Origin of the sequence: Chromobacterium sp. LK1 (assembly GCF_001043555.1) — a bacterium.
Classification (GTDB): Bacteria; Pseudomonadota; Gammaproteobacteria; order Burkholderiales; family Chromobacteriaceae; genus Chromobacterium; species Chromobacterium aquaticum.
Map to the genome: position 1 here is coordinate 1 of NZ_LDUI01000041.1, position 20,522 is coordinate 20,522.

General features: G+C 58.7%; 32 protein-coding genes. 25 read left to right on the forward strand and 7 right to left on the reverse strand.

The genetic code is table 11. The annotated features are described in order from the left end of the window. The 5 genes from VI26_RS17940 to VI26_RS25195 all read right to left on the reverse strand — a co-directional run. On the reverse strand, positions 1 to 921 hold a 921-nt coding region (locus VI26_RS17940), incomplete at its 3' end, for a YqaJ viral recombinase family protein (protein ID WP_048411130.1). A 36-nt stretch (positions 922 to 957) separates the two neighbouring features. Beyond that, the gene (locus VI26_RS17945) at positions 958 to 1,155 is read right to left on the reverse strand and encodes a hypothetical protein (RefSeq protein ID WP_048411131.1); all 198 of its coding nucleotides are present in this window, start codon (positions 1,153 to 1,155) and stop codon (positions 958 to 960) included. Then, positions 1,152 to 1,403, reverse strand: a complete 252-nt coding sequence (locus VI26_RS17950; RefSeq protein ID WP_048411132.1) for a hypothetical protein — start codon at positions 1,401 to 1,403, stop codon at positions 1,152 to 1,154. Before VI26_RS17950 ends, VI26_RS17945 begins: the two co-directional genes overlap by 4 nt. Continuing rightward, positions 1,403 to 1,765, reverse strand: coding sequence for a hypothetical protein (locus VI26_RS17955; RefSeq protein WP_156183940.1), 363 nt, complete (start codon positions 1,763 to 1,765; stop codon positions 1,403 to 1,405). The genes VI26_RS17950 and VI26_RS17955 overlap by 1 nt, the downstream gene beginning before the upstream one ends. Positions 1,766 to 1,844: 79 nt before the next feature. Beyond that, entirely contained in the window at positions 1,845 to 1,976 is a 132-nt protein-coding gene (locus VI26_RS25195; protein ID WP_254894529.1) for a hypothetical protein, read from the reverse strand. An 867-nt stretch (positions 1,977 to 2,843) separates the two neighbouring features. On the opposite strand from VI26_RS25195, the gene VI26_RS17960 reads away from it, so the two are divergent. The 4 genes from VI26_RS17960 to VI26_RS23975 all read left to right on the forward strand — a co-directional run bounded on the left by VI26_RS17960 (position 2,844) and on the right by VI26_RS23975 (position 4,866). Then, positions 2,844 to 3,248: a DUF4431 domain-containing protein gene (locus VI26_RS17960; RefSeq protein ID WP_082151142.1), complete on the forward strand. Its 405-nt coding sequence runs from the start codon at positions 2,844 to 2,846 to the stop codon at positions 3,246 to 3,248. A 252-nt stretch (positions 3,249 to 3,500) separates the two neighbouring features. Beyond that, complete coding sequence (locus VI26_RS23355) at positions 3,501 to 3,974, forward strand: hypothetical protein (protein ID WP_156183941.1); 474 nt, start codon at positions 3,501 to 3,503, stop codon at positions 3,972 to 3,974. A 101-nt stretch (positions 3,975 to 4,075) separates the two neighbouring features. Continuing rightward, complete coding sequence (locus VI26_RS25340; protein ID WP_043632719.1) at positions 4,076 to 4,420, forward strand: helix-turn-helix domain-containing protein; 345 nt, start codon at positions 4,076 to 4,078, stop codon at positions 4,418 to 4,420. Between the two features lie 122 nt (positions 4,421 to 4,542). Continuing rightward, complete coding sequence (locus VI26_RS23975) at positions 4,543 to 4,866, forward strand: helix-turn-helix domain-containing protein (RefSeq protein WP_082151143.1); 324 nt, start codon at positions 4,543 to 4,545, stop codon at positions 4,864 to 4,866. Between the two features lie 341 nt (positions 4,867 to 5,207). Here VI26_RS23975 and VI26_RS23360 read toward each other — a convergent pair whose 3' ends face one another. Continuing rightward, positions 5,208 to 5,666 carry a helix-turn-helix domain-containing protein gene (locus tag VI26_RS23360; RefSeq protein WP_053074493.1) on the reverse strand — a complete coding sequence of 153 codons (459 nt, stop codon included), beginning with the start codon at positions 5,664 to 5,666 and terminating at the stop codon, positions 5,208 to 5,210. Here VI26_RS23360 and VI26_RS25345 point away from each other — a divergent pair. From VI26_RS25345 to VI26_RS17985, 3 genes are all read left to right on the forward strand, one after another. Continuing rightward, positions 5,653 to 5,871 carry a Cro/CI family transcriptional regulator gene (locus VI26_RS25345; RefSeq protein WP_082151152.1) on the forward strand — a complete coding sequence of 73 codons (219 nt, stop codon included), beginning with the start codon at positions 5,653 to 5,655 and terminating at the stop codon, positions 5,869 to 5,871. The genes VI26_RS23360 and VI26_RS25345 overlap by 14 nt on opposite strands. A 66-nt stretch (positions 5,872 to 5,937) precedes the next feature. Further along, positions 5,938 to 6,372 (forward strand): phage regulatory CII family protein, encoded by a 435-nt coding sequence (locus tag VI26_RS17980; protein ID WP_048411136.1) that lies wholly within the window; start codon positions 5,938 to 5,940, stop codon positions 6,370 to 6,372. Continuing rightward, a complete protein-coding gene (locus VI26_RS17985; protein WP_082151144.1) occupies positions 6,365 to 6,898 on the forward strand; it encodes a DNA N-6-adenine-methyltransferase in 534 nt (177 codons plus the stop codon). The genes VI26_RS17980 and VI26_RS17985 overlap by 8 nt, the downstream gene beginning before the upstream one ends. 302 nt (positions 6,899 to 7,200) lie before the next feature. Here VI26_RS17985 and VI26_RS17990 read toward each other — a convergent pair whose 3' ends face one another. Then, on the reverse strand, positions 7,201 to 7,701 hold the full coding sequence (locus VI26_RS17990; protein ID WP_048411216.1) for a hypothetical protein: 501 nt from the start codon (positions 7,699 to 7,701) through the stop codon (positions 7,201 to 7,203). 92 nt (positions 7,702 to 7,793) lie between these two features. Here VI26_RS17990 and VI26_RS24680 point away from each other — a divergent pair, with 92 nt between their 5' ends. The 18 genes from VI26_RS24680 to VI26_RS23370 all read left to right on the forward strand — a co-directional run bounded on the left by VI26_RS24680 (position 7,794) and on the right by VI26_RS23370 (position 20,522). After that, a complete protein-coding gene (locus VI26_RS24680; RefSeq protein WP_156183942.1) occupies positions 7,794 to 8,642 on the forward strand; it encodes a hypothetical protein in 849 nt (282 codons plus the stop codon). Further along, on the forward strand, positions 8,623 to 9,204 hold the full coding sequence (locus VI26_RS18000) for a hypothetical protein (RefSeq protein ID WP_048411138.1): 582 nt from the start codon (positions 8,623 to 8,625) through the stop codon (positions 9,202 to 9,204). Before VI26_RS24680 ends, VI26_RS18000 begins: the two co-directional genes overlap by 20 nt. After that, a complete protein-coding gene (locus VI26_RS18005; protein WP_048411139.1) occupies positions 9,201 to 9,665 on the forward strand; it encodes a RusA family crossover junction endodeoxyribonuclease in 465 nt (154 codons plus the stop codon). Before VI26_RS18000 ends, VI26_RS18005 begins: the two co-directional genes overlap by 4 nt. A gap of 74 nt (positions 9,666 to 9,739) precedes the next feature. Continuing rightward, positions 9,740 to 10,222 carry a hypothetical protein gene (locus VI26_RS18010; RefSeq protein ID WP_156183943.1) on the forward strand — a complete coding sequence of 161 codons (483 nt, stop codon included), beginning with the start codon at positions 9,740 to 9,742 and terminating at the stop codon, positions 10,220 to 10,222. Positions 10,223 to 10,331: 109 nt separating this feature from the next. After that, the gene (locus VI26_RS25200; RefSeq protein ID WP_255360822.1) at positions 10,332 to 10,463 is read left to right on the forward strand and encodes a hypothetical protein; all 132 of its coding nucleotides are present in this window, start codon (positions 10,332 to 10,334) and stop codon (positions 10,461 to 10,463) included. Positions 10,464 to 10,465: 2 nt separating this feature from the next. Further along, positions 10,466 to 10,666, forward strand: a complete 201-nt coding sequence (locus VI26_RS18015) for a hypothetical protein (protein ID WP_048411141.1) — start codon at positions 10,466 to 10,468, stop codon at positions 10,664 to 10,666. 2 nt (positions 10,667 to 10,668) lie between these two features. Next, entirely contained in the window at positions 10,669 to 10,971 is a 303-nt protein-coding gene (locus VI26_RS24685; protein WP_156183944.1) for a hypothetical protein, read from the forward strand. Between the two features lie 19 nt (positions 10,972 to 10,990). After that, on the forward strand, positions 10,991 to 11,677 hold the full coding sequence (locus VI26_RS18020; protein WP_048411142.1) for a hypothetical protein: 687 nt from the start codon (positions 10,991 to 10,993) through the stop codon (positions 11,675 to 11,677). Between the two features lie 92 nt (positions 11,678 to 11,769). After that, a complete protein-coding gene (locus tag VI26_RS18025; RefSeq protein ID WP_048411143.1) occupies positions 11,770 to 12,360 on the forward strand; it encodes a hypothetical protein in 591 nt (196 codons plus the stop codon). Continuing rightward, entirely contained in the window at positions 12,299 to 14,368 is a 2,070-nt protein-coding gene (locus VI26_RS18030; RefSeq protein ID WP_082151145.1) for a phage terminase large subunit family protein, read from the forward strand. Before VI26_RS18025 ends, VI26_RS18030 begins: the two co-directional genes overlap by 62 nt. Before the next feature lie 8 nt (positions 14,369 to 14,376). After that, positions 14,377 to 14,631, forward strand: a complete 255-nt coding sequence (gene gpW, locus VI26_RS25350; protein WP_197081525.1) for a gpW family head-tail joining protein — start codon at positions 14,377 to 14,379, stop codon at positions 14,629 to 14,631. 152 nt (positions 14,632 to 14,783) lie between these two features. Further along, the gene (locus VI26_RS18040; RefSeq protein ID WP_197081526.1) at positions 14,784 to 16,292 is read left to right on the forward strand and encodes a phage portal protein; all 1,509 of its coding nucleotides are present in this window, start codon (positions 14,784 to 14,786) and stop codon (positions 16,290 to 16,292) included. After that, positions 16,289 to 17,152 carry a S49 family peptidase gene (locus VI26_RS18045; RefSeq protein ID WP_048411147.1) on the forward strand — a complete coding sequence of 288 codons (864 nt, stop codon included), beginning with the start codon at positions 16,289 to 16,291 and terminating at the stop codon, positions 17,150 to 17,152. Before VI26_RS18040 ends, VI26_RS18045 begins: the two co-directional genes overlap by 4 nt. A gap of 16 nt (positions 17,153 to 17,168) precedes the next feature. Next, positions 17,169 to 17,843 carry a hypothetical protein gene (locus tag VI26_RS18050; RefSeq protein ID WP_053074495.1) on the forward strand — a complete coding sequence of 225 codons (675 nt, stop codon included), beginning with the start codon at positions 17,169 to 17,171 and terminating at the stop codon, positions 17,841 to 17,843. A 27-nt stretch (positions 17,844 to 17,870) separates the two neighbouring features. Next, on the forward strand, positions 17,871 to 18,542 hold the full coding sequence (locus VI26_RS23365; RefSeq protein ID WP_053074496.1) for a head decoration protein: 672 nt from the start codon (positions 17,871 to 17,873) through the stop codon (positions 18,540 to 18,542). Between the two features lie 66 nt (positions 18,543 to 18,608). Continuing rightward, complete coding sequence (locus VI26_RS18060) at positions 18,609 to 19,655, forward strand: major capsid protein (RefSeq protein ID WP_048411148.1); 1,047 nt, start codon at positions 18,609 to 18,611, stop codon at positions 19,653 to 19,655. A gap of 20 nt (positions 19,656 to 19,675) precedes the next feature. Beyond that, positions 19,676 to 19,984, forward strand: a complete 309-nt coding sequence (locus VI26_RS18065) for a hypothetical protein (protein ID WP_156183945.1) — start codon at positions 19,676 to 19,678, stop codon at positions 19,982 to 19,984. Between the two features lies 1 nt (position 19,985). After that, on the forward strand, positions 19,986 to 20,522 hold the full coding sequence (locus VI26_RS23370) for a hypothetical protein (protein ID WP_053074498.1): 537 nt from the start codon (positions 19,986 to 19,988) through the stop codon (positions 20,520 to 20,522).

The window sequence follows — 20,522 nt, forward strand, 5'->3', positions numbered from 1 at the left end:
CTTCTTGTGGCGGAAATCGATATAGGTCACGGCGTCAACTGTGTAAGAACCGCGGGAGATGGCCTTGCGGGTGAACTGCGAGCCGTCCGGCAGCTTGCCGACGGCAGCCTCTCCCATCTGAGCCAATAAGTGGTTCTTGGCGCCGGTGGCCACGGCCTCGTACAGTTTTTTCTGCTCGTTCGCCTCGTCCATGACTGCTTTCCAGTGAGCGGCGCTGTCCGGCAGGACTATTTCCTCACCGTTCGTCCCCGGGTAGAGCTTGGCCAGCAGGTCGGGCGTGGTCGCGTGATCACAATCCAGTTCCGGCGCCTTGCCTGTTTGGACGCGGTCCCAGAAAGCCGCCTCGTGTTCAACCATGTTGGCGATCAGGTCGTCATCGCGCTTGATCTGGTAAATCCGAAAATCCGGGCCCGACATCAGCACCGCCAGGTCGCACAGCTCGGCGCCGGTCACTGCCATGTAGTGCTGGCACTGCGCCAGATAATGGATGGGAACTTGGTCGGTCCCTGATGGCCCCCAAGCTTCGGAATCGATGAAGCGGCTCAGCGTGGTTTTGCACTCCAGAATGTGGCGCGTGCGGATCTGGCCCTTGTGCTGTGGCCGCTTATCCCCTTCCCATACCAGACGGTCCAGATTACCGAGCATCCACGGATGTTCCGGATGGCGAAGCATCGTCGAGCAGCGCTCAACCCTGCGCCCGGTTTCCTCGCTGTAGAGCTGGGCGACATAGTCTTCCAGTCCGTTGCCGATCCGGACGGCCAGCTTGTCGCTCAGGTCGTCAGCCTCGATCTCACCGCGCTTCTCCTTGTAGAGCTGCAGCGGCTGCTTGTAGCGGTTCACACCCAGCACCGTGCCGGCGTCGCTGCCGCCGATGCCGGTGTTGCGCAGTGCGAGCCATTCTTCGCGCGAGATTGCAGTCATGGTTACTCCTCGCCCTGTGGGCGTGAAAAAGGCCGCTTAGGCGGCCTTGTCGTTGTCGTTGATTGGGTCTTCGCCGGCGAGCTCACGCTCCAGCTGGCGCTGCCAGTAGTCGTCGCGCCTGCGGCGGTGTTCCGGGGTTTCTGGCTTGCTGCGCACCTTGGGGACAAGCTCGCTGGCTCTGGCGCCCTGGGCGATCTTGATGAAGTCGCGCAGCTCGGTGTTGTGTCCGATCATTCAGAACCACCTTCGGTCACGAGTGGCTGGGCCCTGATGTGTTCCCATTTATTGACTACCGGCCAACAGTTTTTGTGGCGGTATACAACAAAGAGCTCGTCCTTCCAGAGAACTTCGACCTCCAAGTAGGTGTAGCCTTTTTCGTTGTCGCAGTTCGGGCCAGAGATCAAGCAGACCTCACCAGCATTTGGCCGGTAGGTGCAGCCATCGCCCTTGCGATGGGATAGCATTTTGACTAAGTCGACCATCACGCAGCCTCCCGTTCATCGTCTGCCCGGCTGTCAAGCTGGTCGCGCGCCGCAGCGGTGTTGAAAGTGCGCACCGCAGCGACCAGCGGCTGCAGCTGCTCACCCATTGGGCAGCAGTCAAACACTTTGCGCAGCAGGTCTTGCCCCAGGAACAGGTACAAGGCTTCCAGCGCTTCCGGGCGGCCGCTCTCATACATCTCTTGGAAAAACCGCTCGCCCATCGCACGGCAGCAATCGGGATCGGCAAGCATTAGGTCGGTTTCGTGCTCGACGGCCAGGTGGTCCATCTCTTCCGCCGCCATCGCGGCGCCGTGCCGGTTCAGGTCGGCAAGCACTTTGCAAGACAGGTTTTGCAGGCTCATGGTGATCAACTCCAAAAAGGTTGCAGCGCCAGCAGCAGCACGATGGCCACGCTGATGGCGATGGTTTGAAGGGCATAGCTCATCGCGCCCTCACGACTTGGTGAACCGGTGTACCGCGGCGGCTGAACCACATGAAGCGCAAACACTCGCCGTTGGCGCGCAACTGCTGCGCCTGGGCGTCGCTGAGCCAGCCGATCATGAAGTGAGGCATGCTGTGACCTCCAAAAAGAAGCCGCCCGGCTGGGGTGAGTGCGGGCGGCCAAGGTACTGCGGGGGAAACTGGTGGGGCCACACTGGCCCCGGAAGCCGTTCTTGTGCAGGCCGCTCTCACCTGTTTGCTGCATCACACATTGAAGCGGGCCGGGCGCTACTCCGGCGATCCTCAAAGGCCGACATCGCCTTTCTCTCTGCGGGCAGTCGTGGCGCTGCGTTTCCCGCCGATTATCTTTACAACGCCCCTATGCGGGGCGAAAACCACGTCTCCGGTTTTTCAGGTCAGCTCGGAGCGCTGTTGCTGTGCGTGTCTGCTTTCCACGCCGCCGCTTCAATGTGCCGCCTCGTTTAGAAGCGGCGATTCACTCCACACCACCCTCACCTCATCTGCGATTTAAGGCCCTTGCCATCGTCCGGGTTTAGCCTCTGCCTCCCGGATCGCGCATTGGTTTGAGTGGTACTTTGTGTTTGGCGATGCGCCACCATGAATGCTCGTTGTGATGGGTTTGCGCTTTTGCTCGTGCTGACGCCCTCGCCGGGCGCTATCCCCACATCCACGTCAGCATGTTGAAACTGGATCGTTGTGCCGTTAGGAGCGCTCACGCGCTTGCACCCGGTCTGATGACTCTCCACACACACTGGCCTTACTGTCGTCTTGCAGGCACCGTTTCGGGATTGCTCCCGGTGGGCGGTTGAACTGGGTTGTTAAGGATCGGTGCCCGGTGTGCTGGGCTGGTGAGACAAATGTAAACCATAGTTTCCACAAACGTCAACTTGAGTTTCATTTTTTGTTAACTCCAGTTTGCATTTATGACACACAGCCTGCAGGGTAAAATGCCAACGTCACAGCGCATTGGTGCCGCACATGAAAGTCGCTTTAGTAGGCCTCACACTTGCTTTGTCCGTTACCTCGGCCATGGCTTTTGACGTTCAATACGGGAAGATGACAGGTCTAGTTGGAACGCTCGTAGATCAGAAGGGGATGGACTGCTGCACGAATGGGAAAGAGAAGATGATTACCTTTCCAGCACTTAAGCTTGATATGCCGATCAATGTGTCCCCTGCGAATAATCAAGATCCAGACATGGATGAAATGCCAGAACAAGGGATAAAACTCATGCAACTGGTTCTGAAAGACAGGGATCAATGGCAAGCATTTAAGCGGTGGAAAGGTAAAAGGGCCAGGGTACAGTGCGCTCTATTTCACGCAACCACCGGGCATCATCTGACCCCTGTTCTATGCGACGTGTCCGATATCAGAGCGCCTTGAGCAAGAGACACTAAATGCCAAAAGAGAAAATTAGTTGTCCGCACTGCGACAGCGAACTTGTAGTTACCAAAAACGCAAATGGACTACCGGCGATATGGGCCGCCCCTAGCGCAACCATCAGCACTTTCCAAGCCGAGGGACAAGCGACGATCACGGTTGTAAATGCGAGCTTTTCACCAAGCTACACCTATCACATTTACAAGTGCTCCAGCTGCAGCTACATGGAGATGCGAGACTATCTGGAAGCCAAAAATGCCAGTTCATGATATTGGTGAGGCCCGTGGCAAACGAGAACAAGCCCCTCAAACCCTTGAAGGCGGCGGCGGGCCGCCTCATAATGACCACATGAGCACCGCACCTACACGTGAAGAGTTCGAAGCCAAACTGGAGACCATCGAGACCAAGATGGATGCCAGGGTGCAGCGCATCGAGGACAAGATGGATGGGTTCTTGTCGGCAAGCAAAGAGACCCAAGACTCCATCAAGAGCCTAAAAACGACGATCATTGTTACCGCCCTCTCGACGGTGCTTGCAATTGTTCTTGGGGTTGCTGCCTTCAATTCAACAGTATTGAGCAACATGGTTACCTCATTCGAGTCCGGAAAGAACACCGCGCAGGCCATCGACAAGGCCCAGAACGACCTACAGAAACGGGAGGAGCGCCTGGACGTGATCGACAAGAAGCTGGATAAGTTGATAGCGGCGCCACCGCAGCCCCAGAAGTAACCCAGCAAGCCCGCTGCGCGCGGGCTTTTTCACGAGCAATACGATAGCCTGCAATCGAACTTCGAAAGCATTGTATCGCCCCGGTCGTCGAAAATGCCTTGATGAACGGACGAGGCAAACGCATCAGGGAAGAGCGCATCGCGCGAGGCTGGTCTCAAGAGGTGCTCAGCAGGAAAGCCGGCGTGACCCGCGGCACTGTATCAGCACTTGAGAATGGCATGAGCAAAGGCACCACTCACTTGCTACCCCTATCAAAGGCCCTGAACGTGAGCCCTCAATGGCTTGAAACTGGGAAAGAGCCCAAGCGGCCCATACCAGAACCTGGCGCCGCTTACATCTCTGCGGACAGCCTTGAAGATCTTGCAGATCAACTTCTTGCCCGCGGCCCAGAAGAAGCCGGTCGCCTCCTGACCCTACTCCTGCAGAAACAAGCGGATCGTCGCTGATCCTGGCCGCGACGACCTGGACTGTTGCGCATACGCGTCACTCGTTCTGCAACAAAAGTGTGCGCTAGCACTACCTGGCACTGCTATTGTTAAAACTAAGTAAAAACGCTTAACATGCGCACGTGCCAGAAGAGACGTTCCACACCCGACTACGAGCTGCAATAGAGGCTCGTGGCACAACAGTCACAGCCGTAGCCGCTCATCTCAGCATCAGCAGGTTTACTGTAAATCGCTGGTTAAAATCCCAAATGCCTGATGCTGAACAGATATCCAGACTCGCCGCATACCTGAACGTCAGCGTGGATCACTTGCTGCGCGGCTCAGAAATCGACCACGACCACATGATGCGTTGTCAGATTTTGTTTGCAATGTCTACTGACCTACAGACCAGCCAGGTCAACGCCATGATCACTCTTGCCGAAGGTCTTCTTGCTACAAAAATGTAGCAAATATATACAGAGCAAAATCTGTTCACATTTCGCGTTTTGCATTCTCTCGTCGCACACTACTCCCACAGCCCAGTTCATGGGCGGCCGATAACGAATAACGAACGGAGTGGAAATGACTTGTGGAAGCGCGGCAGCACCTTGTATTCATGCTCAGAATTGCCATCACTACAGGGCAACCCCCCTATACAGCAACACAGATCGGGCGTTCGTAAGCCTCAGGATTGACAAGGCAGGAAAGCTAAAACTCAAGTATGGAGGTGAGGCAAAGGCACTTCTTAGCAAACTGAACGAACTTTTCAGGGCAATGGAATAAAAAAAGGCGACCACATGGTCGCCTTTTAGTTTGGCAATTTCTGGCTGTTTTCGGCAAGCAACCTGATCGCTTGCAACACTTCATCAGGCCCCTTCTCCTTCACCTGGCGCACCAACTCTTCCAGCGAGTTTGCTACCACGTACCCTCCACTACCAGCTTCCGGCTGCATCTCACCTTTTCCGGATGCAAGCCAATCCGCGCTGACTTGAAGTGCCTTAGCGACTTTGTAGAGGTTTTCACCATCAATCCCAGCCGTCGGGTTGTTCATCCACTTGTAAGCAGCGGGCCGTGACACTCCAACCTGGTTAGCAAGCCAGTTTGGTGTTTTTTTACTCCCAGTCTTCTCGCTTAGGACGTCTAACGCCTTGCGAATCCGGGTTCCAAGATTGTTTTCCATGATAACCAAGGTTAGCGGATATTTTGCAAACCCAGGATTGCATTGACTGTAAACCATAGTTATCATCACCAGTATGAGAACCGCCATTGTTGTTTCGTACTTTGGACCTGGCCGCGGCACAAAGTCCCGAATCGCCAGATCACTAGGCGTCTCCACTGCTGCAGTTGCCAAGTGGGGCGAGACCGTTCCCGATGGCAGCGCATACCAGTTAATCAGACGCTTCCCTGAGCTGGACCAGATTGATAAGGAAGACTGGGCAAAGTCGAACTCGCCCGCGCCAGCTGTTGAGTGAAGTATGTCAATGATCTTTTCTCTAGAAAATGATCATTTTTTTCGAATTAACTTTTGGAGACGATAGATGAGCGATCGCCTCAACTGGGCCATCCGCGACACGGTCGACGCGTACAAGGGCACTCAGGAAGAGCTGGCCATGATCTGCAACGTCAATCCGAACACGTTCCGCAACAAGATCAAGCCGGACAAGGCTCAGCCAGGATCGGGGCAGTTCAATGCAGAAGAGTTGGAGCGGCTGATAAGCGTCACCCGCGACGCCCGAACCCTGCAAGTGCTGGCCGACCAGATTGACCACGACGTGGTGCCCAAGAAGTGTGATGGCAGCACCCCAGAAGAGATGGTGATCCAGCAGCTGTACTGCATGGTGAAAGGCAGCAATGCCGAGCATGACTTGCGCCGCTGGTGGCGTCGTGTTGAGCACAAACCCCAGGAGCTGCGCAAAACGATCTCAGCCATGGCCTGCATGCTGCTGAAGCTGTCCGAGATGTGTGATGACTGACACCTCGATCCACTTCCGCAGCGCGCGTGACGACTGGGAAACGCCACAGGACCTGTTCGACGCCCTGCACGCCGAGTTCCAGTTCACCGTGGATGTGTGCGCCACAGCGGAAACGGCGAAGTGCGCCCAGTACTACACGAAGGCCGACAACGGCCTCGAAAAAGACTGGAGCGATGAGGTGGTCTGGATGAATCCGCCGTTTGGCCACGTCACCAAACGCTGGATGGACAAGGCCCGACTGAGCAGCCTTCGCGGCGCCACGGTCGTCTGCCTGGTTCCGGCTCGTTTGTCGGTGCTGTGGTGGCACAGAAACGTGTTTCTGGCTTCCGAGGTGCGCTGCCTGCGCCCTCGCCTGCAGTTCGTAGGCGCAGCACAGAAGGCACCGTTTGACGCGGTGCTGGTGATCTTCAGGCCTGGGGACACCCAAGCCAAGTTTATTGGTTATGACCTGCCTGGCGCGCGAAAGCTGAAGCCGGCAACGGTGGAGGCAGTAGCCGGCCGGCGCCGGAAGAAATTGGGGAAGTAAGTCGCCCGCGGCGTCGCGGGAAAAACAAAACCCCCGGTCATTGCGGTTGCAGCCGCTCACGGGGGTTATGCAGATAACTGGAGTGATTATGCAGACCAATTCTGAAGAATTCAACCTGAACATTACTTCGCCGGCGTGGGAGCAGCCCTTGCCGATTGAATGTTGGCTGGAGCCGAAGGGAAACGGCGAGACTCGCCTCCTGTTGGCCGTGCAACACCCGGTCAAGGAGAAGGTGAATCTCGCTCTACACGACTCCGCCGGCAACAACATCGGCTGGCTGGTACTGGCGCCCTATGCGGAGCTCAGAAACCGAGCTGTGCTCGAAGTAGTGGAAGTGCGGCCGGCAGGTTGTCCAGCCCCAGGTCTATCAAACGCGTGGTCAGGTGCTTTAGGCCTTCTGCGGGGAGGTCTTTCAAATGGCCTATGAGCGTCTTTTTCTCTTCTGGAGAGATGTCGGCAGTAGCCAGCTTCACCTCCAGCAAATCTCGGATGGTGTCAGCATGCAATTTGACGTTGACCACGCCAAGGATCGCGCTGAGCCCACCATCATCAGAGAGGAAGTCCAGTCCTGCGTGCGTAATTTGCAGCTGGCCAATGTTAATAACAAAACTGCCATCCATACACATGCTGCAAAATCCAGGCTGGATGAGCCCATGCATTTCAAGATACTTGGCATTAGCAACAAAAACGTCCTCGCTCATCTCCTCCTCAATTTGCGCAAAGTCTTCTCTGCTAAGCAGGCCTGGGAAAGTGCCTGCCAGCATTTCGAGAATTTTGCGTTGATAACGCCTATCGAGCTTCATGACATCCCTTTCGGTGCTGTTCGTTGTGAGAGACAACAGCATATACCGATCTGGGATGTCACCCAATCCGACTTTCGGCAAGGCGGCACGCTATGAGCAACCAATGGCTCAGGCTCTGGCACGACATGCCAAACGACCCCAAATGGCGGACGATCAGCCGCATCTCAGGGCAACCAATTGCCCTTGTGCAAGCCGTCTATCTGCATTTGCTGGTCGATGCGTCACGCAATGTCACGCGAGGTCACGTGACTGTCACGGCAGAAGATTTATCCAGCGCTCTCGACGTGACAGAGGACGCAATCAAGGCCATTCAAGACGCGATGCAAGGCCGCGTTTTGGACGGAAATAAGCTCTCCGGATGGGATGGGCGTCAACCAAAACGCGAAGATCCTGGCAACGAAGAAACCGGCGCAAAGTCAGCAACAGAGCGGAAGAGAGAACAGCGCCAGCGTCAGAGAGAAGCCAAAGAGCGTTTAGGGTCACAACCAGAGTCACGGCAATGTCACGACGAGTCACGCAATGTCCCGCTAGATAAAGATAAAGATACAGATAAACCCACCTCACTACGTTCGGTGGGTGAGAGCTCGCGCGACACCGGCGATGGCCTCACCGTCCCTGACGACTTTCAACCGGCACGGGTTGACGTGGCGAAAGCACAATCGTCAGGCCTGGATCTGGCGACCGAAGTCGATCGCTTCGTTGCCCACTACCAAGCCCGACGCGAGACCCGTGCCGACCTGCAAGCCTGGCAGGCTCAATTCCGCAAGTGGATGCTCGACCAGCAGCAGTTCAACGCCGACCGGCAGCGTGTAACTGACGCCAAGGTCCGAGCCGCAAACCGTCCAGGCGCTGATGCTGGCCGCGCCGCCGCAGCCGACGCAATCGGCGTTGGCGATCAATACTTCACCACCGGAGGCAGCTATGAAGCGATCCCATCTTGACCGCGCCACGGTGCGGGAGATTTTCCGCGTTCTCCGCGGCAGTTTCGGAAGCGTGTTCCTCGAAAAATTCAGAACGGGGAAGTTGGTCGAAGGCGGCCCGAATGACGGCCACGACGTCGGCGTACTGGAGGCGATGGACGTGTGGGCTCACAAGCTGCGGAACCTGTCCGCTGCTGACGTCAAGCACGGCCTGGAGGTCACGTTCAAGCACCCACCATCCTGCGACGAGTTTTTAACGGCCTGCTGCTCCCGCGATATCCGCCCACCAGCGCCGGAGTACAACCAGGCCCAGCTTGAGGCGCCGAAGATGACCCGCGAAGAGGCCGAAGTGCAGATCGCTCAGGTCAAGCGGGCAGCGCGAGGCATGCGCTTCCCGAGTGACAACGTGCGCAAGCTGGAATGGGCATACGCCATCGCCGACGAGACCGCGCGAGGCGTCTACAAGGGCGGGATGCATGGCAAGCGTATGGCGGCCGAAGCGATCAAAGACTCGCGCAAGCCAGTCCCCGAGTCCCTTGTGCCGTTCCTGACGAAAACCAACCCCATGGAGGACGCGGCATGACCGTCCGCCAAATCACACTGATCCTGCCCTACCCGATCAGCGCGAACCGCTACTGGCGCTCGTTCGTGCCGCGTGGCCAGAAACGCGCCGTGGTGGTGGTCAGCGAAGAGGCCAAAGCCTACAAGTCCGCTGTCCAGATGATCGCCTACAGAGCCGGCGTCATTCGCCCGATCGGCGGCCGGGTTCAGGTTGACATCCAGCTGTTCGCAAAGCGCCCGCAAGACTGGGCCAGGCGAGCCGCCAAAGACCCCGAGGGCTGGTGGGATAGTGTCCAGTGCATCGACTTGGACAACGCCCGCAAGGTGCTGAACGACGCGCTGAAGGGTATTGCTTTCGGCGACGACAAGCTGATCAAGCGCGACAGCGGCGAAGTGATGGAGCCGGACGGCCCGGCCCGCGTGGTGGTGACCATCACGCAGATGGCAAAGCCGCAGACACAGGGCGCGCTGTTCGCCGCCTGAATAACAACACACTTTGGATCGGGGACAATATGCAATTCAGCACAGTCAGGAGCTTGGTGGGATGGGCGTTTCAGATGTCCGAGGCAATCCCGGTGAAGGTCCAGAAGTTCGCCGAGGCGGCGCCGCGCGAGTTCGGCGCGCTGACCCCGGACGAGTTGAAAATGCTGGCGGTGGACATCCTCGCGAAGGTGGCCAGGCTGCCGGCGCGCGAACAGCAGGTGCTGGCTGCATACTTCACGGCGGACACCAGGGCAGTCAACGAGGCCGCCAAGCTGTTGCCGGGTGGTTGGCCCACCGCTCTACGTCGTGAGCTCGCCCGCGGCTGGGCGAATGATCAAGTGCTGGCGCGCGACCAACGGGACATCGCCGAGACCTTCATGCTGTCCGAGGCAACGACAACGCGACGCAAGCAGGAGGCGTTCGGCACCCTCTCCCGCCACTTCAACCAGGCCCTGGATGTGCTCGAGATCCAGTTGCTTGATTTGGTGCGACATGCAAATCGCTTCAACGCCAAGCGCCACGCGGCTTTCCACAAAAGTACTTGCGCTGCCGCGTGAAATTTTCTACACTGTTTTGCAGCAGCCCGAACTACGTCCAGTTCGGGCTTTTTGCATTCCAGGCCTACGCTTTCGCGTGGGCCTTTTGCGTTTCTGGAGGCCCACTGCGATGACCTGGTATCTGCAAAGCGATGGCATTCGTCAGATGATTGACGATCACATCCATCCTGGCTTCTGGAAAATCGATAGCTGCACCGCAGATACGTGGAAGCAAGCCAAGGCATTGCTGCTGGGGAAATAGCCATGCACATGGAACACACCCGCGCAGTCCTCGACGCCTGCCATCTGCGCGAAGGCCAGCACGTGCTAATGGCATCCGGCCGGGCGGCGCGCGTCGCCGAAATCGGGCCCAAGACGATCCGCTTCGACTACCTGGAGCGCAACCAGCCGGACGACTACATCGTTGTCCCGCGGTACAAGGTGCCCGAATTGGTAAGGGTATGACCATGCAAACAGGTCGTTGGAGATTTCGCCGCAACTGGCGCGGCAAGATGATTCTGCAAATCGAGGTGGCGGACTGGTCAATTGTTCGAACGATCTGGGGATGGCAAAGGCGCTGGAACTTCCGGTGGCGCGATGCGACGGTGGAAGAGTTTGGAGCCCTACTGACCACTCAAGGCCATCTCGCTGAGGAGTTTGCTACCAACCCTTCGTTTGCTCCTCCGCCGCGGCAGATGCCGGTCGGTGTTAATCCTTTTCCGACGGGGCCAAGGCCGAACCCGCCGAAGGCGCCCCCACGTAAAAAGTAACGATCCAGAGAGGGGCGTCATGTCTGCGCCATTTATCTCCGTCCGCTCCAACGTCCAGCAACTGCGGCGCAAACTATCCATGACCGCGCGCGACCAGCTTCCATTCGCCACCGCCCAAGCGCTTACTGCTGTAGCGAAGATTGTCCAGACCGGAGAGACGGAGCAACTCCGCAACAAGCTGAAGAACCCCTCGCCGTTCACGCGCAACAGCGTGGGCATGCGCGGTGCGCGCAAGAGCAATCAGGAGGCGATGGTCTTTATCAAGGACCAGGCCGCGCGCTACCTCGCTCCCTACGAGACGGGTGGCGAGCACGTCCTCAACGGGCGCGCGCTTCTGAACCCGAAGGACATCAAGAAGAACGCATACGGACAACTGTCGCGCGGCACGCTGGCAAGGCTCAAGGCCAGGCCGGACATCTTCATCGGCAAGGTGAAGACCAAGCGCGGCATCGTGAATGGAGTGTGGCAGCGGCCAGTTGATCCGCGTCGCGTGACGCTGCTGACCGGCAAGCGCAAGAAGCTGCGCGGATTGAACGAGGTGATGGACGACAAGCGCGGCCATCTCAAGCTGCTGATCCGGTTCGGCGATGCACTGCCGGTGGAGACTCATCTGGGTTACCACGAGCTGGCCGCGGCCTTGGTCAACCGGCACTTCAATCGCGAGATGGGGCGCGCGCTGGCCAAGGCCCTGGCATCAGGCCGGTAGTTCCAATGGGTCCTTCCTAGAGGGTAGAGTTCCACGGGCATTGCGCGCCGCGATTCCTCCCCAGCTATAGGTCCTGAAAGGTGTTCGCACCCATGTCTGAACTGATATCGCTCAGAGAATTTGCGCGTCGTGAAAATTGCTCCGACACACTGGTGCGCCGCGCCGTAAAACAAGGCCGGCTGGTGCTTTCGGACGGTGGGAAGCTTGATTCAAGACTGGTCGGCACTGCATGGCGAGAGGCCAATGCAAAGGGTGCAAACACTGCGAACACAAGTGCGAACAGTTCGCAGGGTGTTCGCAGTTCGCAGTTCGCACCGGATGACGGCGCGAATCTATCGATTGAGGACACTGCGCGCAGCATGATTGCCAGTGGCGCGGCGCCGGATCGCGACTATGCCGAGGCATTGCGCGTCAAGGAAAACTATCTCGCCCTGCTCCGCCAGTTGGAATACGAACAGAAGTCCGGACTGTTGATTGAACTGGGTCTGGCCAAAGGGGTGCTTTTTGAATGCGCCAGGGCGGCGCGCGACGCATGGCTTAACTGGCCGGCCCGCGTCGGGCCTCTTGTTGCCGCCGACCTCGGACTGGAGGCCGACCGCGTAACAGAGGTATTGACCGAGCATGTCCACAAGCACATTCAACAGCTCGGCGAACCCGAGGGGGACTTCAGCGCAGAAAGCTGACGCACTGCGTGCGTCCTTTCAGCATGGCTGGACCCCCCCTCCACGGATCAGCGTTCCTGAGTGGGCGGACAGGTATCGCAAACTGGCAAAAGAAGCCGGCAGCACATCAGGCAACTGGGAAACGGCGACTGTAGAGGTCGCCCGCGGCCCTATGCTTGCGGTTACAGAACCAGGCGTCCACGTGATCACAACGATGTGCTGCACGCAGTTGATGAAAACGGCGCTGATCGAGAATGTTTTTGGCTACTTTGCCCACCTCGATCCTTGCCCCATCCTGCTGTTGCAGCCCAAAGAGGAGTCTGCGGAGCAGTTCTCCAAGGAACGCATAAGCCCGCTGATCCGTGTCACGCCGGCTCTACGCGAACTAATTGGAAGCGGGAAAACCCGAAGCGCAGACGAAACCCTGCTTTACAAGTCCTTCCCTGGCGGGTTCCTGGCCCTGGCTGGCGCCGGTAGTCCTGACAACCTGGCGCGGCGCCCTATCCGTGTCCTGCTGGCCGACGAGGTGGACAAGTACCCGGTCACTCGCGAGGGCGACCCTATCGCGCTGGCGGAAGAGAGGACGGCAACATTCGACGTCAACTGGCTCTCCGTCCGTGCGTGCTCTCCCACTCTGGAAGATGAGAGCCGGATTGCCGATAGTTATGCTGAGTCGGATCAACGAAAAGCCTCGGTCGAATGCCCACACTGTGCCGCCCGCGTTTTCCTGGACTTCTTCAAACACGTCAACTGGGACAAACCTGACGGAAAGCACGCTCCGAAAACCGCGCGTATTTATTGCGACTGCTGTGGCGCCGGCTGGTCAGAGGGGGAACGCCTGCGCGCACTTCAAACAGTGCGCTGGCACCAGACTCGACCATTTGAATGCTGCGGTCAGCGCCACTCTCCGCTGGATCTATATGAGCAGGCAAAACAGCAGGAAGGACCGGTTACTTCGGTCTGGGATTGGTGGGCAAGCGAGCGTCACGCCGTCTACCGCGCCAAGTGCCCTGAATGCGGCAGTTGGGGGGTAGACAACGCTCATGCGGGCTACCAGGCCAGCAAGCTGTTCAGCCCTTGGCAGAAAGATAAGCCATCTGACATTGCCGCGAAGTACTTGGCCGCAAAAGGCGATCCTGACAGAGAGCAGGCCTGGTGGAATACGCAGATGGGGCTGCCGCATCGACCTCACTCCGGCAAAGAAGTAAGACTGGAAGCGCTGGTAGCGCGCGGCGAAGTCTGGCCAGCTGCAGTTCCGGAAGGTGTCGCGGCCATCACGATTGGCGTGGACGTCCAAGACTATCGCTTGGAGATGGAGGTTGTCGGCTGGGGACGTAACGAAGAGTCCTGGTCCATCGACTACCACGTGATCGATGGGGAAATGAGTGAGCCCGAAACCCAGAAGCAACTGGATGAGTATCTGAAACAGATATGGCATCGCAACGATGGTCGTGGGTTTGGCGCGATGGCTACCTGTATCGACTCAGGCGGTCATCACACCCAAGCAGTATACGAGTTTGCAAAAGCTCGTCTCGGACGCAAGGTCTGGGCTATCAAAGGTGAATCTGCGCGTAGCGGGCAAAGAAACCCTGTATGGCCAACCAAACGCCCACGCTCGCGAACCAAGGCATCTTTCCGCCCCATTATCTTGGGAGTAAACGCCGCCAAGGACACCATCAGAAATCGACTTCAACTCGATGCGCCAGGCCCCGGCTACATGCATTTCCCTGCTGATCGAGACATCAACTACTTCGCCCAGTTAACGGCTGAGCGAATTGTGGTGAAAGAAGTCGGAGGCGCTCGTTACCGGGTTTGGGAGCAGCCATCCAATAAGGCCAACGAGGCGAGCGATTGCCGCGTCTACGCGTATGGCGCCTTGTGTGGCTTGCTGCACTTCGGCTTAAAGCTCAATCAGCTTTCAACATCAACCGCTTCGAAAGTGGAGCAGCCCGTCAGTCATAACCCTGCTGCTGCGGAGGTAAAGCCGTTGACCTCTAAGCCTCGATCACTCGTCCGCCGCATGGCATAGGAGCCAAAGTGTTTACGCCTCAAATCAATAATTTCACCGGCATTTCCCAGGCACAGCTGCAGCAGTGGCTGACTGAGGCACAAGTAGCGCTTCACCGCCTTAGCACAGGCTCCATGGGTGAGTCGTATTCATACACACAGGGCGATGGAACCAAATCCGTAACCTACACCCGCGCCAACTTGGCCCAGCTGCAGCAGCACATCAACTCATTGATGTATGCGCTGGGAATGAGGAGGCGCAGGCCCATCCGACCGGTATTCTAATGGACAACCAATTCACTCTACTGGGATCGGATGGCCGCCCGCTCCCTCCGGCGCGCTCCTCTGTTAACGAGTCAACCATCAGGACTGAGGGGTTGCCTCTGGCAGGGACATCGGCATTCCCATACGACGCGTCCAGTTGGACGACGCAGGAGATGGGCGACTGGCTGCCTTGGATTCGCTCGCCGGATGCGGAAATCAACCAATTCCGCGATCGGATGGTTGCACGCAGTCGCGACTTGGTGCGAAACGATGGGCTGGCCCAGGGTGCCGTCACTCGTATCCTGGACAACACCGTTGGTGTGTCGATGCGCCTTTCGGCCATGCCAGATTACCGCGCCCTGGCCACACTGACCGGAATCACGGCTTTCGATGCGGAATGGGCCAATGAGTTTCAACGGGCTACTGAAGCAATGTGGCGAGGTTTTGCCGATGATATCGGTCGCTACAACGACCTATCGCGTCAATTAACTGTATCGCAACAGTTACGGTTGGGATTGCGCCACAAACTGGTGGACGGGGATAGCCTGATTGTTAACTACTGGAAGCCGGATCGGGTATATCCAGGCGGTGCACGCTATGCCACTTGTTACTTGGTAGTGGACCCGGACCGCCTGTCCAATCCTTTCCAGATGGTGGATACCAAATACCTACGAAACGGAGTTGAGATAGACGACGATGGCGTGCCTATTGCCTATCACCTCCGAAAAGCCCACCAGAACGACTGGTACAACGCAATCGAGTCCAACGAGTGGGAGCGGATCGAGCGAGAAGACCAAGATGGTTGGATGCGCGTGATTCACGATTTTGAGCGGGATCGAGCCGGACAGAACCGTGGCATAGGCATTTTTACGTCGGTGCTGAGCCGCTTCAAGATGCTGGCGCGCTACTACGGCGTTGAATTGCAGGCGGCCACCATCGCATCATCGTTTGGCACTTACATCACCAGCCCGTTCGATGCAGCACAAGTCGAGGAAGCGATCAACGGCACCGATGAGCTTTCGGCTTACCAGGATCTCCGCGCGGAATTCCATGCGGCGCGGCCGGTAATGCTCAATGGCGCGCGCATCCCCACATTGGCGCCTGGTGAATCCATTGAAACCGTAGCGTCCGCGCACCCTCACAGTGGGTTCGGCGAGTTTGTCCGAGCCATGCAACTGACGTTTGCCGCCGCCTCCGGTGTTTCAGCGGAGCAGATCACGCAGGACTGGTCACGCACCAACTACTCATCCGCACGCGCGGCACTACTGGAAAGCTGGAAAACACTGGAGCGCCGTCGCGCCGAGTTCAAGATCGGCACGGCATCACCCATGTACGCCACTTGGCTGCACGAGGCGATGGACAACGGCGATCTTCCGCTGCCGCGCAACGCGCCTGATTTTCTGGAGTTCCGCACGCAGTATGCGCGGTGCGACTGGCTCAGCGTAGGCCGCGGCTGGGTGGATCCGGTCAAAGAGCCGCAGGGCTCTGTCCTAAAAATGGACGCTGCTCTTTCTTCATTGAAGAAGGAATGCTCTGAACAAGGACTCGACTACGAGGAAGTCATCGACCAACGCGCCCTAGAGGCCAAGAAGTTCAAGGACGCAGGACTCCCCGCGCCGAAGTGGTATGGCGCCGATGCCACAGAGGCCTCAACCCCAGAAGAAAGAGCGACCCCGCAATGATCAACTACCCTCACCTGGCCCAGCGGCTTTTCAACGTGCCGCTGGCCATTACCCCGCAAAAAGCCGAGGTGGTCATGGCTGCGCTGGCCGACCGGTTTGGCCTGGCGCGCCTATTTCATGCGGATGGTCGCGTTGTTGCGCTGGAAAGCTGGGATGGCGATATCGGTTCACCGGCTGAGAACAAGCCATACCAAGTGGTTGCCGGCGTAGCGGTCATCCCGGTCAGCGGCACGCTGGTGCAGAAATTGGGCACCATGTCTCCGTTTTCCGGCATGACGGGCTACGACGGCATTCGCGCCAACCTCAGCCTGGCGCTGGCGGATGACTCAGTGCATGGCATCGTGTTCGATATCGACTCGCCTGGCGGCGAAGTGGCGGGTTGCTTTGACCTGGCCGACGCCATCTACGCCGCACGTGGCGAGAAGCCTATCTGGTCGATTCTGACTGAAAACGCCTATAGCGCCGCTTACGCGCTGGCCAGCGCCACTGACCGAATCATCGTCCCGCGCACTGGAGGCACCGGAAGCGTGGGCGTGATTTGCATGCATGTCGATATGTCAAAGGCGCTCGGATCCGCCGGGGTCAACGTCACCATCATTCACTACGGCGATAAGAAGGCAAACGGCAGTGATGTAAGGCCGCTCTCATCCGAGGCCCTGGCTGATATTCAGTCGGATGTTGACGAGATGGGGGAGCTTTTTGTCGAGACCGTCGCCCGCAACCGGGGGATTCCCACCCGCGCAGTACGAAGCACCCAGGCTGGCACCTTCATGGGTTCTGCTGGCGTCAAAGTCGGCTTTGCTGACGCCGTCATGGCGCCGGACGCCGCATTCCGTGCCTTGCTGGCCAAGCTGGGCTAAACATCTGGAGGTATTTATGTCTTTTCTTTCCCGCCTGTCGGGCAGCCTTTCCTTTGCCCACCTTGCCGGCGTGTCCGGTGCCCGTGGACGTCGCGCCGAGGGCGAAGACCATGACGACGAAGAGCGCAAAGGCGGCCGCCGCGCAGAAGATGACGATCTGGACGACGATGACCGCAAGAGTAGCCGCCGCGCCGAAGAAGGTCAGGACGATGACGAAGACGACCGCAAACGCAGTCGCCGTGCAGAGGGCGACGACCGGGACGACGAGGATGACCGCGACAGCGACAAAGGCAAGCGCGGCAAGAGGGCCAAGCGTGGCGAAGAACCGGACGCGGACGAAGATGATGATCGCGATAGCGATCCGGATGCCGAGGATGATGAGGACGAGATGCGTGGCAAAAGTGCTATCGCCAGAGCTCGTCGTCGTGAACGCGCCCGCTGCGCCGCTATTTTCGGCTGCAAAAATGCCGCTCGCAACCCGGTGCTGGCCGCCAACCTGGCATTCAACAGCTCGATGACCCGCCGCGAAGCGCTGGCTGTGCTGCGCGATACGCCGGCAGGCGTTCCGGCTGGCAATGCAGGACGAGCCGCGCGTAACCCGCAGCTAGGCGCCTCCGATGGTGCGCCCCCTAGCCGCAAGGCCGTGCAAGACAGCGCATGGGACCGCGCCTTCGCCAAGGCCCGTCGCTAACCCAACCATTCGAAAGGATATAGACACATGGGTAACCCTACTGTCGCCCCACTGCAAGAGTGGTGGCATAACGGCGGATTCATGGTTTCGGAAGCGCCCGGGCATCAATCGCGCGACCAGATTCTGCTGACCGGAGGCCAGTTGGTATTGGCCGGCACGGTATTGGGCCAGATATCGACCAGCAATTCTTCCCCGGCCGCAACTGCTGCCGCGGGAGCGACCAACGTCGGCAATGGCACGCTCACCATCGGCACCCAGCCCCAGGCCGGGTTCACTCCTGCAGGTGTATTCACCGTTACCCTGACGGCGCCGACGGTGTTCAGCGTTACCGGCCCGAACAACTTCAACAACGTCGACCAGCCGGTCGGCACCGCTTTCGACGCCGATGGCATGGTCTTTACCGTGGCCGCGGGCAGTAAAGCGTTTGCTGCAGGTGATTCGTTCAGCATCACCGTCACGTCGCCAGGAACCACCGGCCAGTGGCGGCCGCTGAATCCGACGGCATCGGATGGCTCCCAAGTGGCCGCAGGCGTACTGTTCGCTACCAAGGATGTGACCGCTGGCCCCAAGCCTGCCCTGGGGGTTGTTCGCATGGCGGAAGTGAACGGCTCCGAGTTGATTTGGCCGACGGGTATCACGCCGACCCAGCAGGCCGCTGCGGTTTCTCAACTGGCTCAAGCCCACCTCCTCGTTCGCTGATACCAATACCCCCAAATTTGAAAAGCCGCCCACTGGGCGGTTTTTAAATTTCCGAAAGGCTGATCCATGTCCGGCAATATCCTCGACATCTTTCACCAGGATGCGTTCTCGGCCATCACGCTGACCGATGCTGTACAACGCAACCCCTTCCAACCTAGCGGCCTGGGCGAACTCGACATTTTCGATCCCAATCCGATCCGCACCAAAGCGCTGGCCGTTGAAGAGCGCCAAGGTAAACTGGTGCTGATCCCGTTCAGCGAGCGCGGTGCCGAAGGCACCCAGCGCACCACCGAGAAGCGCAAGATGCGCTACTTCGATGTGCCGCGCCTGATGCACGATGACACCGTCTATGCCGAGGAGCTGCAAGGCATCCGTGAATTCGGCCAAGAATCGGTGCTGATGCAAGTAGAGACTGAGGTGGCACGCCGGCTGTCCGGCCCCACCGGCCTGCTGGCATCGGTGGAATACACCAAGGAATATCTGCGGCTGGCCGCTGTACAGGGCCTGTGTCTGAACCCCGGCGACGGCAGCATTCTGTACAACTGGTTCGACGAGTTCGGCATCAATCAGGCACCGGAAGTGGCGTTCAATCTCGCTGCTGCGGCTGCCAATACCCTGCGTCCGATCTGCAACGGCATCACCCGCGCCATGGCGCGCGCCGCCCAAGGCTCGTTCACCTCCAACACCCGCGTTCACGCCCTCTGCGGCGATGGTTTTTATGACCTGTTCTCCAACCACCCGGACGTGATCCGCACCTTCTTGAACTGGAGCGACGCTGCTGAGTTGCGCAACAACGGCCAAGGGGGCGCATTCGATTCGTTCGAGTTTGGCGGCATCCGCTGGTGGAACTACCGCGGATCGGACGACAACGCCACGATCAAGATCCCCGACGACAAGGTCAAATTCTTCCCGGTAGGTGCTCCCGGCATCTTCCGTGAAGCCAATGCGCCCGGCGAAACGGTGGACTGGGTGAACACTCCTGGCAAACCGGTGTACGTGCTGCCGATCTTCGACCAGCAGCGCCGCATGTGGTGGAAAATGGAGACCTACTCCTACCCGCTGTTCATCTGCACCCGCCCTGAGGTTCTGATGTCCGGCCGCGCCGAGGGCTGATCGTGATCGACTGGGACGCCATGGTCCTCTCCCCTCTGCAAGGTGTTTTTGGCGAGCCGGTGACGTACACCACCGTTACCGGCCAGTCACTCAGCATCACCGGGGTGTTCGATGAGGCCTACCACGCGGTCGACGGCTTGGGCGACGCGATCTACACCTCCACCGCCCAGCCGGTGCTGGGCATCCGCGCGGCTGAGCTGCCGTTTCCGCCGCAACAGGGCGACCAAATCACCGTCCAGCGGGACAATGCTACCTACTCGGTGGCTGACGTTCATCCCGATGGGCACGGCGCCATCAAGTTGTTGCTGACCTTTGTGTCCGGAGGCTGACATGCTTTACCGTACTCAATTGCGCGATGCGGTGGTAGCGGCTTTGCAGGCGGCGAACACCCTGGCGGGGCAGAAGGTTTATGCCCCGCGTGACCTACCGGTTACCCCGCCAGGCATGCCTCTGATCCTGGTGCAGACCCCTATGGAGCGAAAACAGGGCCGTGGCCCTGTTGGCGCGCCGCAGTTTCTGACCACGGCAACGGTGGCGGTCAACGCCCGGGTGGCGGCAGCCAATGCCGGCCAGGTAGAGAGCCTGCTGGACACGCTGTGTGATCAGATTGAAAACGCGGTACTGACTAACTCCGCCGTGTTGCGCATGGTTCAGCAAGTGCTGGCGGTGGAAACCGAGATCGAGGTTAGCGCCCAGCAGCGAGACCACCTGGGCGAAGCCTGGATGCGTTTCGACTTCGAGTATCCCGAGCTGTTTGCCTTGCCCGTTACCCAGCCGCTCACCGACATCAATGGCACAGCCATCGCCACCACCGGAAATGGAGTGACTCCGCCGGTCGAATTTGATTTCCCCATTCCTCAGGAGTGA

Coding starts and splice junctions, on each gene's coding strand:
- VI26_RS17945 (WP_048411131.1), bottom strand. CDS start 1,155: ATGATCGGACACAACACCGAGCTGCGCGACTTCATCAAGATCGCCCAG.
- VI26_RS17950 (WP_048411132.1), bottom strand. CDS start 1,403: ATGGTCGACTTAGTCAAAATGCTATCCCATCGCAAGGGCGATGGCTGC.
- VI26_RS17955 (WP_156183940.1), bottom strand. CDS start 1,765: ATGAGCCTGCAAAACCTGTCTTGCAAAGTGCTTGCCGACCTGAACCGG.
- VI26_RS25195 (WP_254894529.1), bottom strand. CDS start 1,976: ATGCCTCACTTCATGATCGGCTGGCTCAGCGACGCCCAGGCGCAGCAG.
- VI26_RS17960 (WP_082151142.1), top strand. CDS start 2,844: ATGAAAGTCGCTTTAGTAGGCCTCACACTTGCTTTGTCCGTTACCTCG.
- VI26_RS23355 (WP_156183941.1), top strand. CDS start 3,501: ATGCCAGTTCATGATATTGGTGAGGCCCGTGGCAAACGAGAACAAGCC.
- VI26_RS25340 (WP_043632719.1), top strand. CDS start 4,076: ATGAACGGACGAGGCAAACGCATCAGGGAAGAGCGCATCGCGCGAGGC.
- VI26_RS25345 (WP_082151152.1), top strand. CDS start 5,653: ATGAGAACCGCCATTGTTGTTTCGTACTTTGGACCTGGCCGCGGCACA.
- VI26_RS23360 (WP_053074493.1), bottom strand. CDS start 5,666: ATGGCGGTTCTCATACTGGTGATGATAACTATGGTTTACAGTCAATGC.
- VI26_RS17980 (WP_048411136.1), top strand. CDS start 5,938: ATGAGCGATCGCCTCAACTGGGCCATCCGCGACACGGTCGACGCGTAC.
- VI26_RS17985 (WP_082151144.1), top strand. CDS start 6,365: ATGACTGACACCTCGATCCACTTCCGCAGCGCGCGTGACGACTGGGAA.
- VI26_RS17990 (WP_048411216.1), bottom strand. CDS start 7,701: ATGAAGCTCGATAGGCGTTATCAACGCAAAATTCTCGAAATGCTGGCA.
- VI26_RS24680 (WP_156183942.1), top strand. CDS start 7,794: ATGAGCAACCAATGGCTCAGGCTCTGGCACGACATGCCAAACGACCCC.
- VI26_RS18000 (WP_048411138.1), top strand. CDS start 8,623: ATGAAGCGATCCCATCTTGACCGCGCCACGGTGCGGGAGATTTTCCGC.
- VI26_RS18005 (WP_048411139.1), top strand. CDS start 9,201: ATGACCGTCCGCCAAATCACACTGATCCTGCCCTACCCGATCAGCGCG.
- VI26_RS18010 (WP_156183943.1), top strand. CDS start 9,740: ATGTCCGAGGCAATCCCGGTGAAGGTCCAGAAGTTCGCCGAGGCGGCG.
- VI26_RS25200 (WP_255360822.1), top strand. CDS start 10,332: ATGACCTGGTATCTGCAAAGCGATGGCATTCGTCAGATGATTGACGAT.
- VI26_RS18015 (WP_048411141.1), top strand. CDS start 10,466: ATGCACATGGAACACACCCGCGCAGTCCTCGACGCCTGCCATCTGCGC.
- VI26_RS24685 (WP_156183944.1), top strand. CDS start 10,669: ATGCAAACAGGTCGTTGGAGATTTCGCCGCAACTGGCGCGGCAAGATG.
- VI26_RS18020 (WP_048411142.1), top strand. CDS start 10,991: ATGTCTGCGCCATTTATCTCCGTCCGCTCCAACGTCCAGCAACTGCGG.
- VI26_RS18025 (WP_048411143.1), top strand. CDS start 11,770: ATGTCTGAACTGATATCGCTCAGAGAATTTGCGCGTCGTGAAAATTGC.
- VI26_RS18030 (WP_082151145.1), top strand. CDS start 12,299: ATGTCCACAAGCACATTCAACAGCTCGGCGAACCCGAGGGGGACTTCA.
- VI26_RS18040 (WP_197081526.1), top strand. CDS start 14,784: ATGGGCGACTGGCTGCCTTGGATTCGCTCGCCGGATGCGGAAATCAAC.
- VI26_RS18045 (WP_048411147.1), top strand. CDS start 16,289: ATGATCAACTACCCTCACCTGGCCCAGCGGCTTTTCAACGTGCCGCTG.
- VI26_RS18050 (WP_053074495.1), top strand. CDS start 17,169: ATGTCTTTTCTTTCCCGCCTGTCGGGCAGCCTTTCCTTTGCCCACCTT.
- VI26_RS23365 (WP_053074496.1), top strand. CDS start 17,871: ATGGGTAACCCTACTGTCGCCCCACTGCAAGAGTGGTGGCATAACGGC.
- VI26_RS18060 (WP_048411148.1), top strand. CDS start 18,609: ATGTCCGGCAATATCCTCGACATCTTTCACCAGGATGCGTTCTCGGCC.
- VI26_RS18065 (WP_156183945.1), top strand. CDS start 19,676: ATGGTCCTCTCCCCTCTGCAAGGTGTTTTTGGCGAGCCGGTGACGTAC.
- VI26_RS23370 (WP_053074498.1), top strand. CDS start 19,986: ATGCTTTACCGTACTCAATTGCGCGATGCGGTGGTAGCGGCTTTGCAG.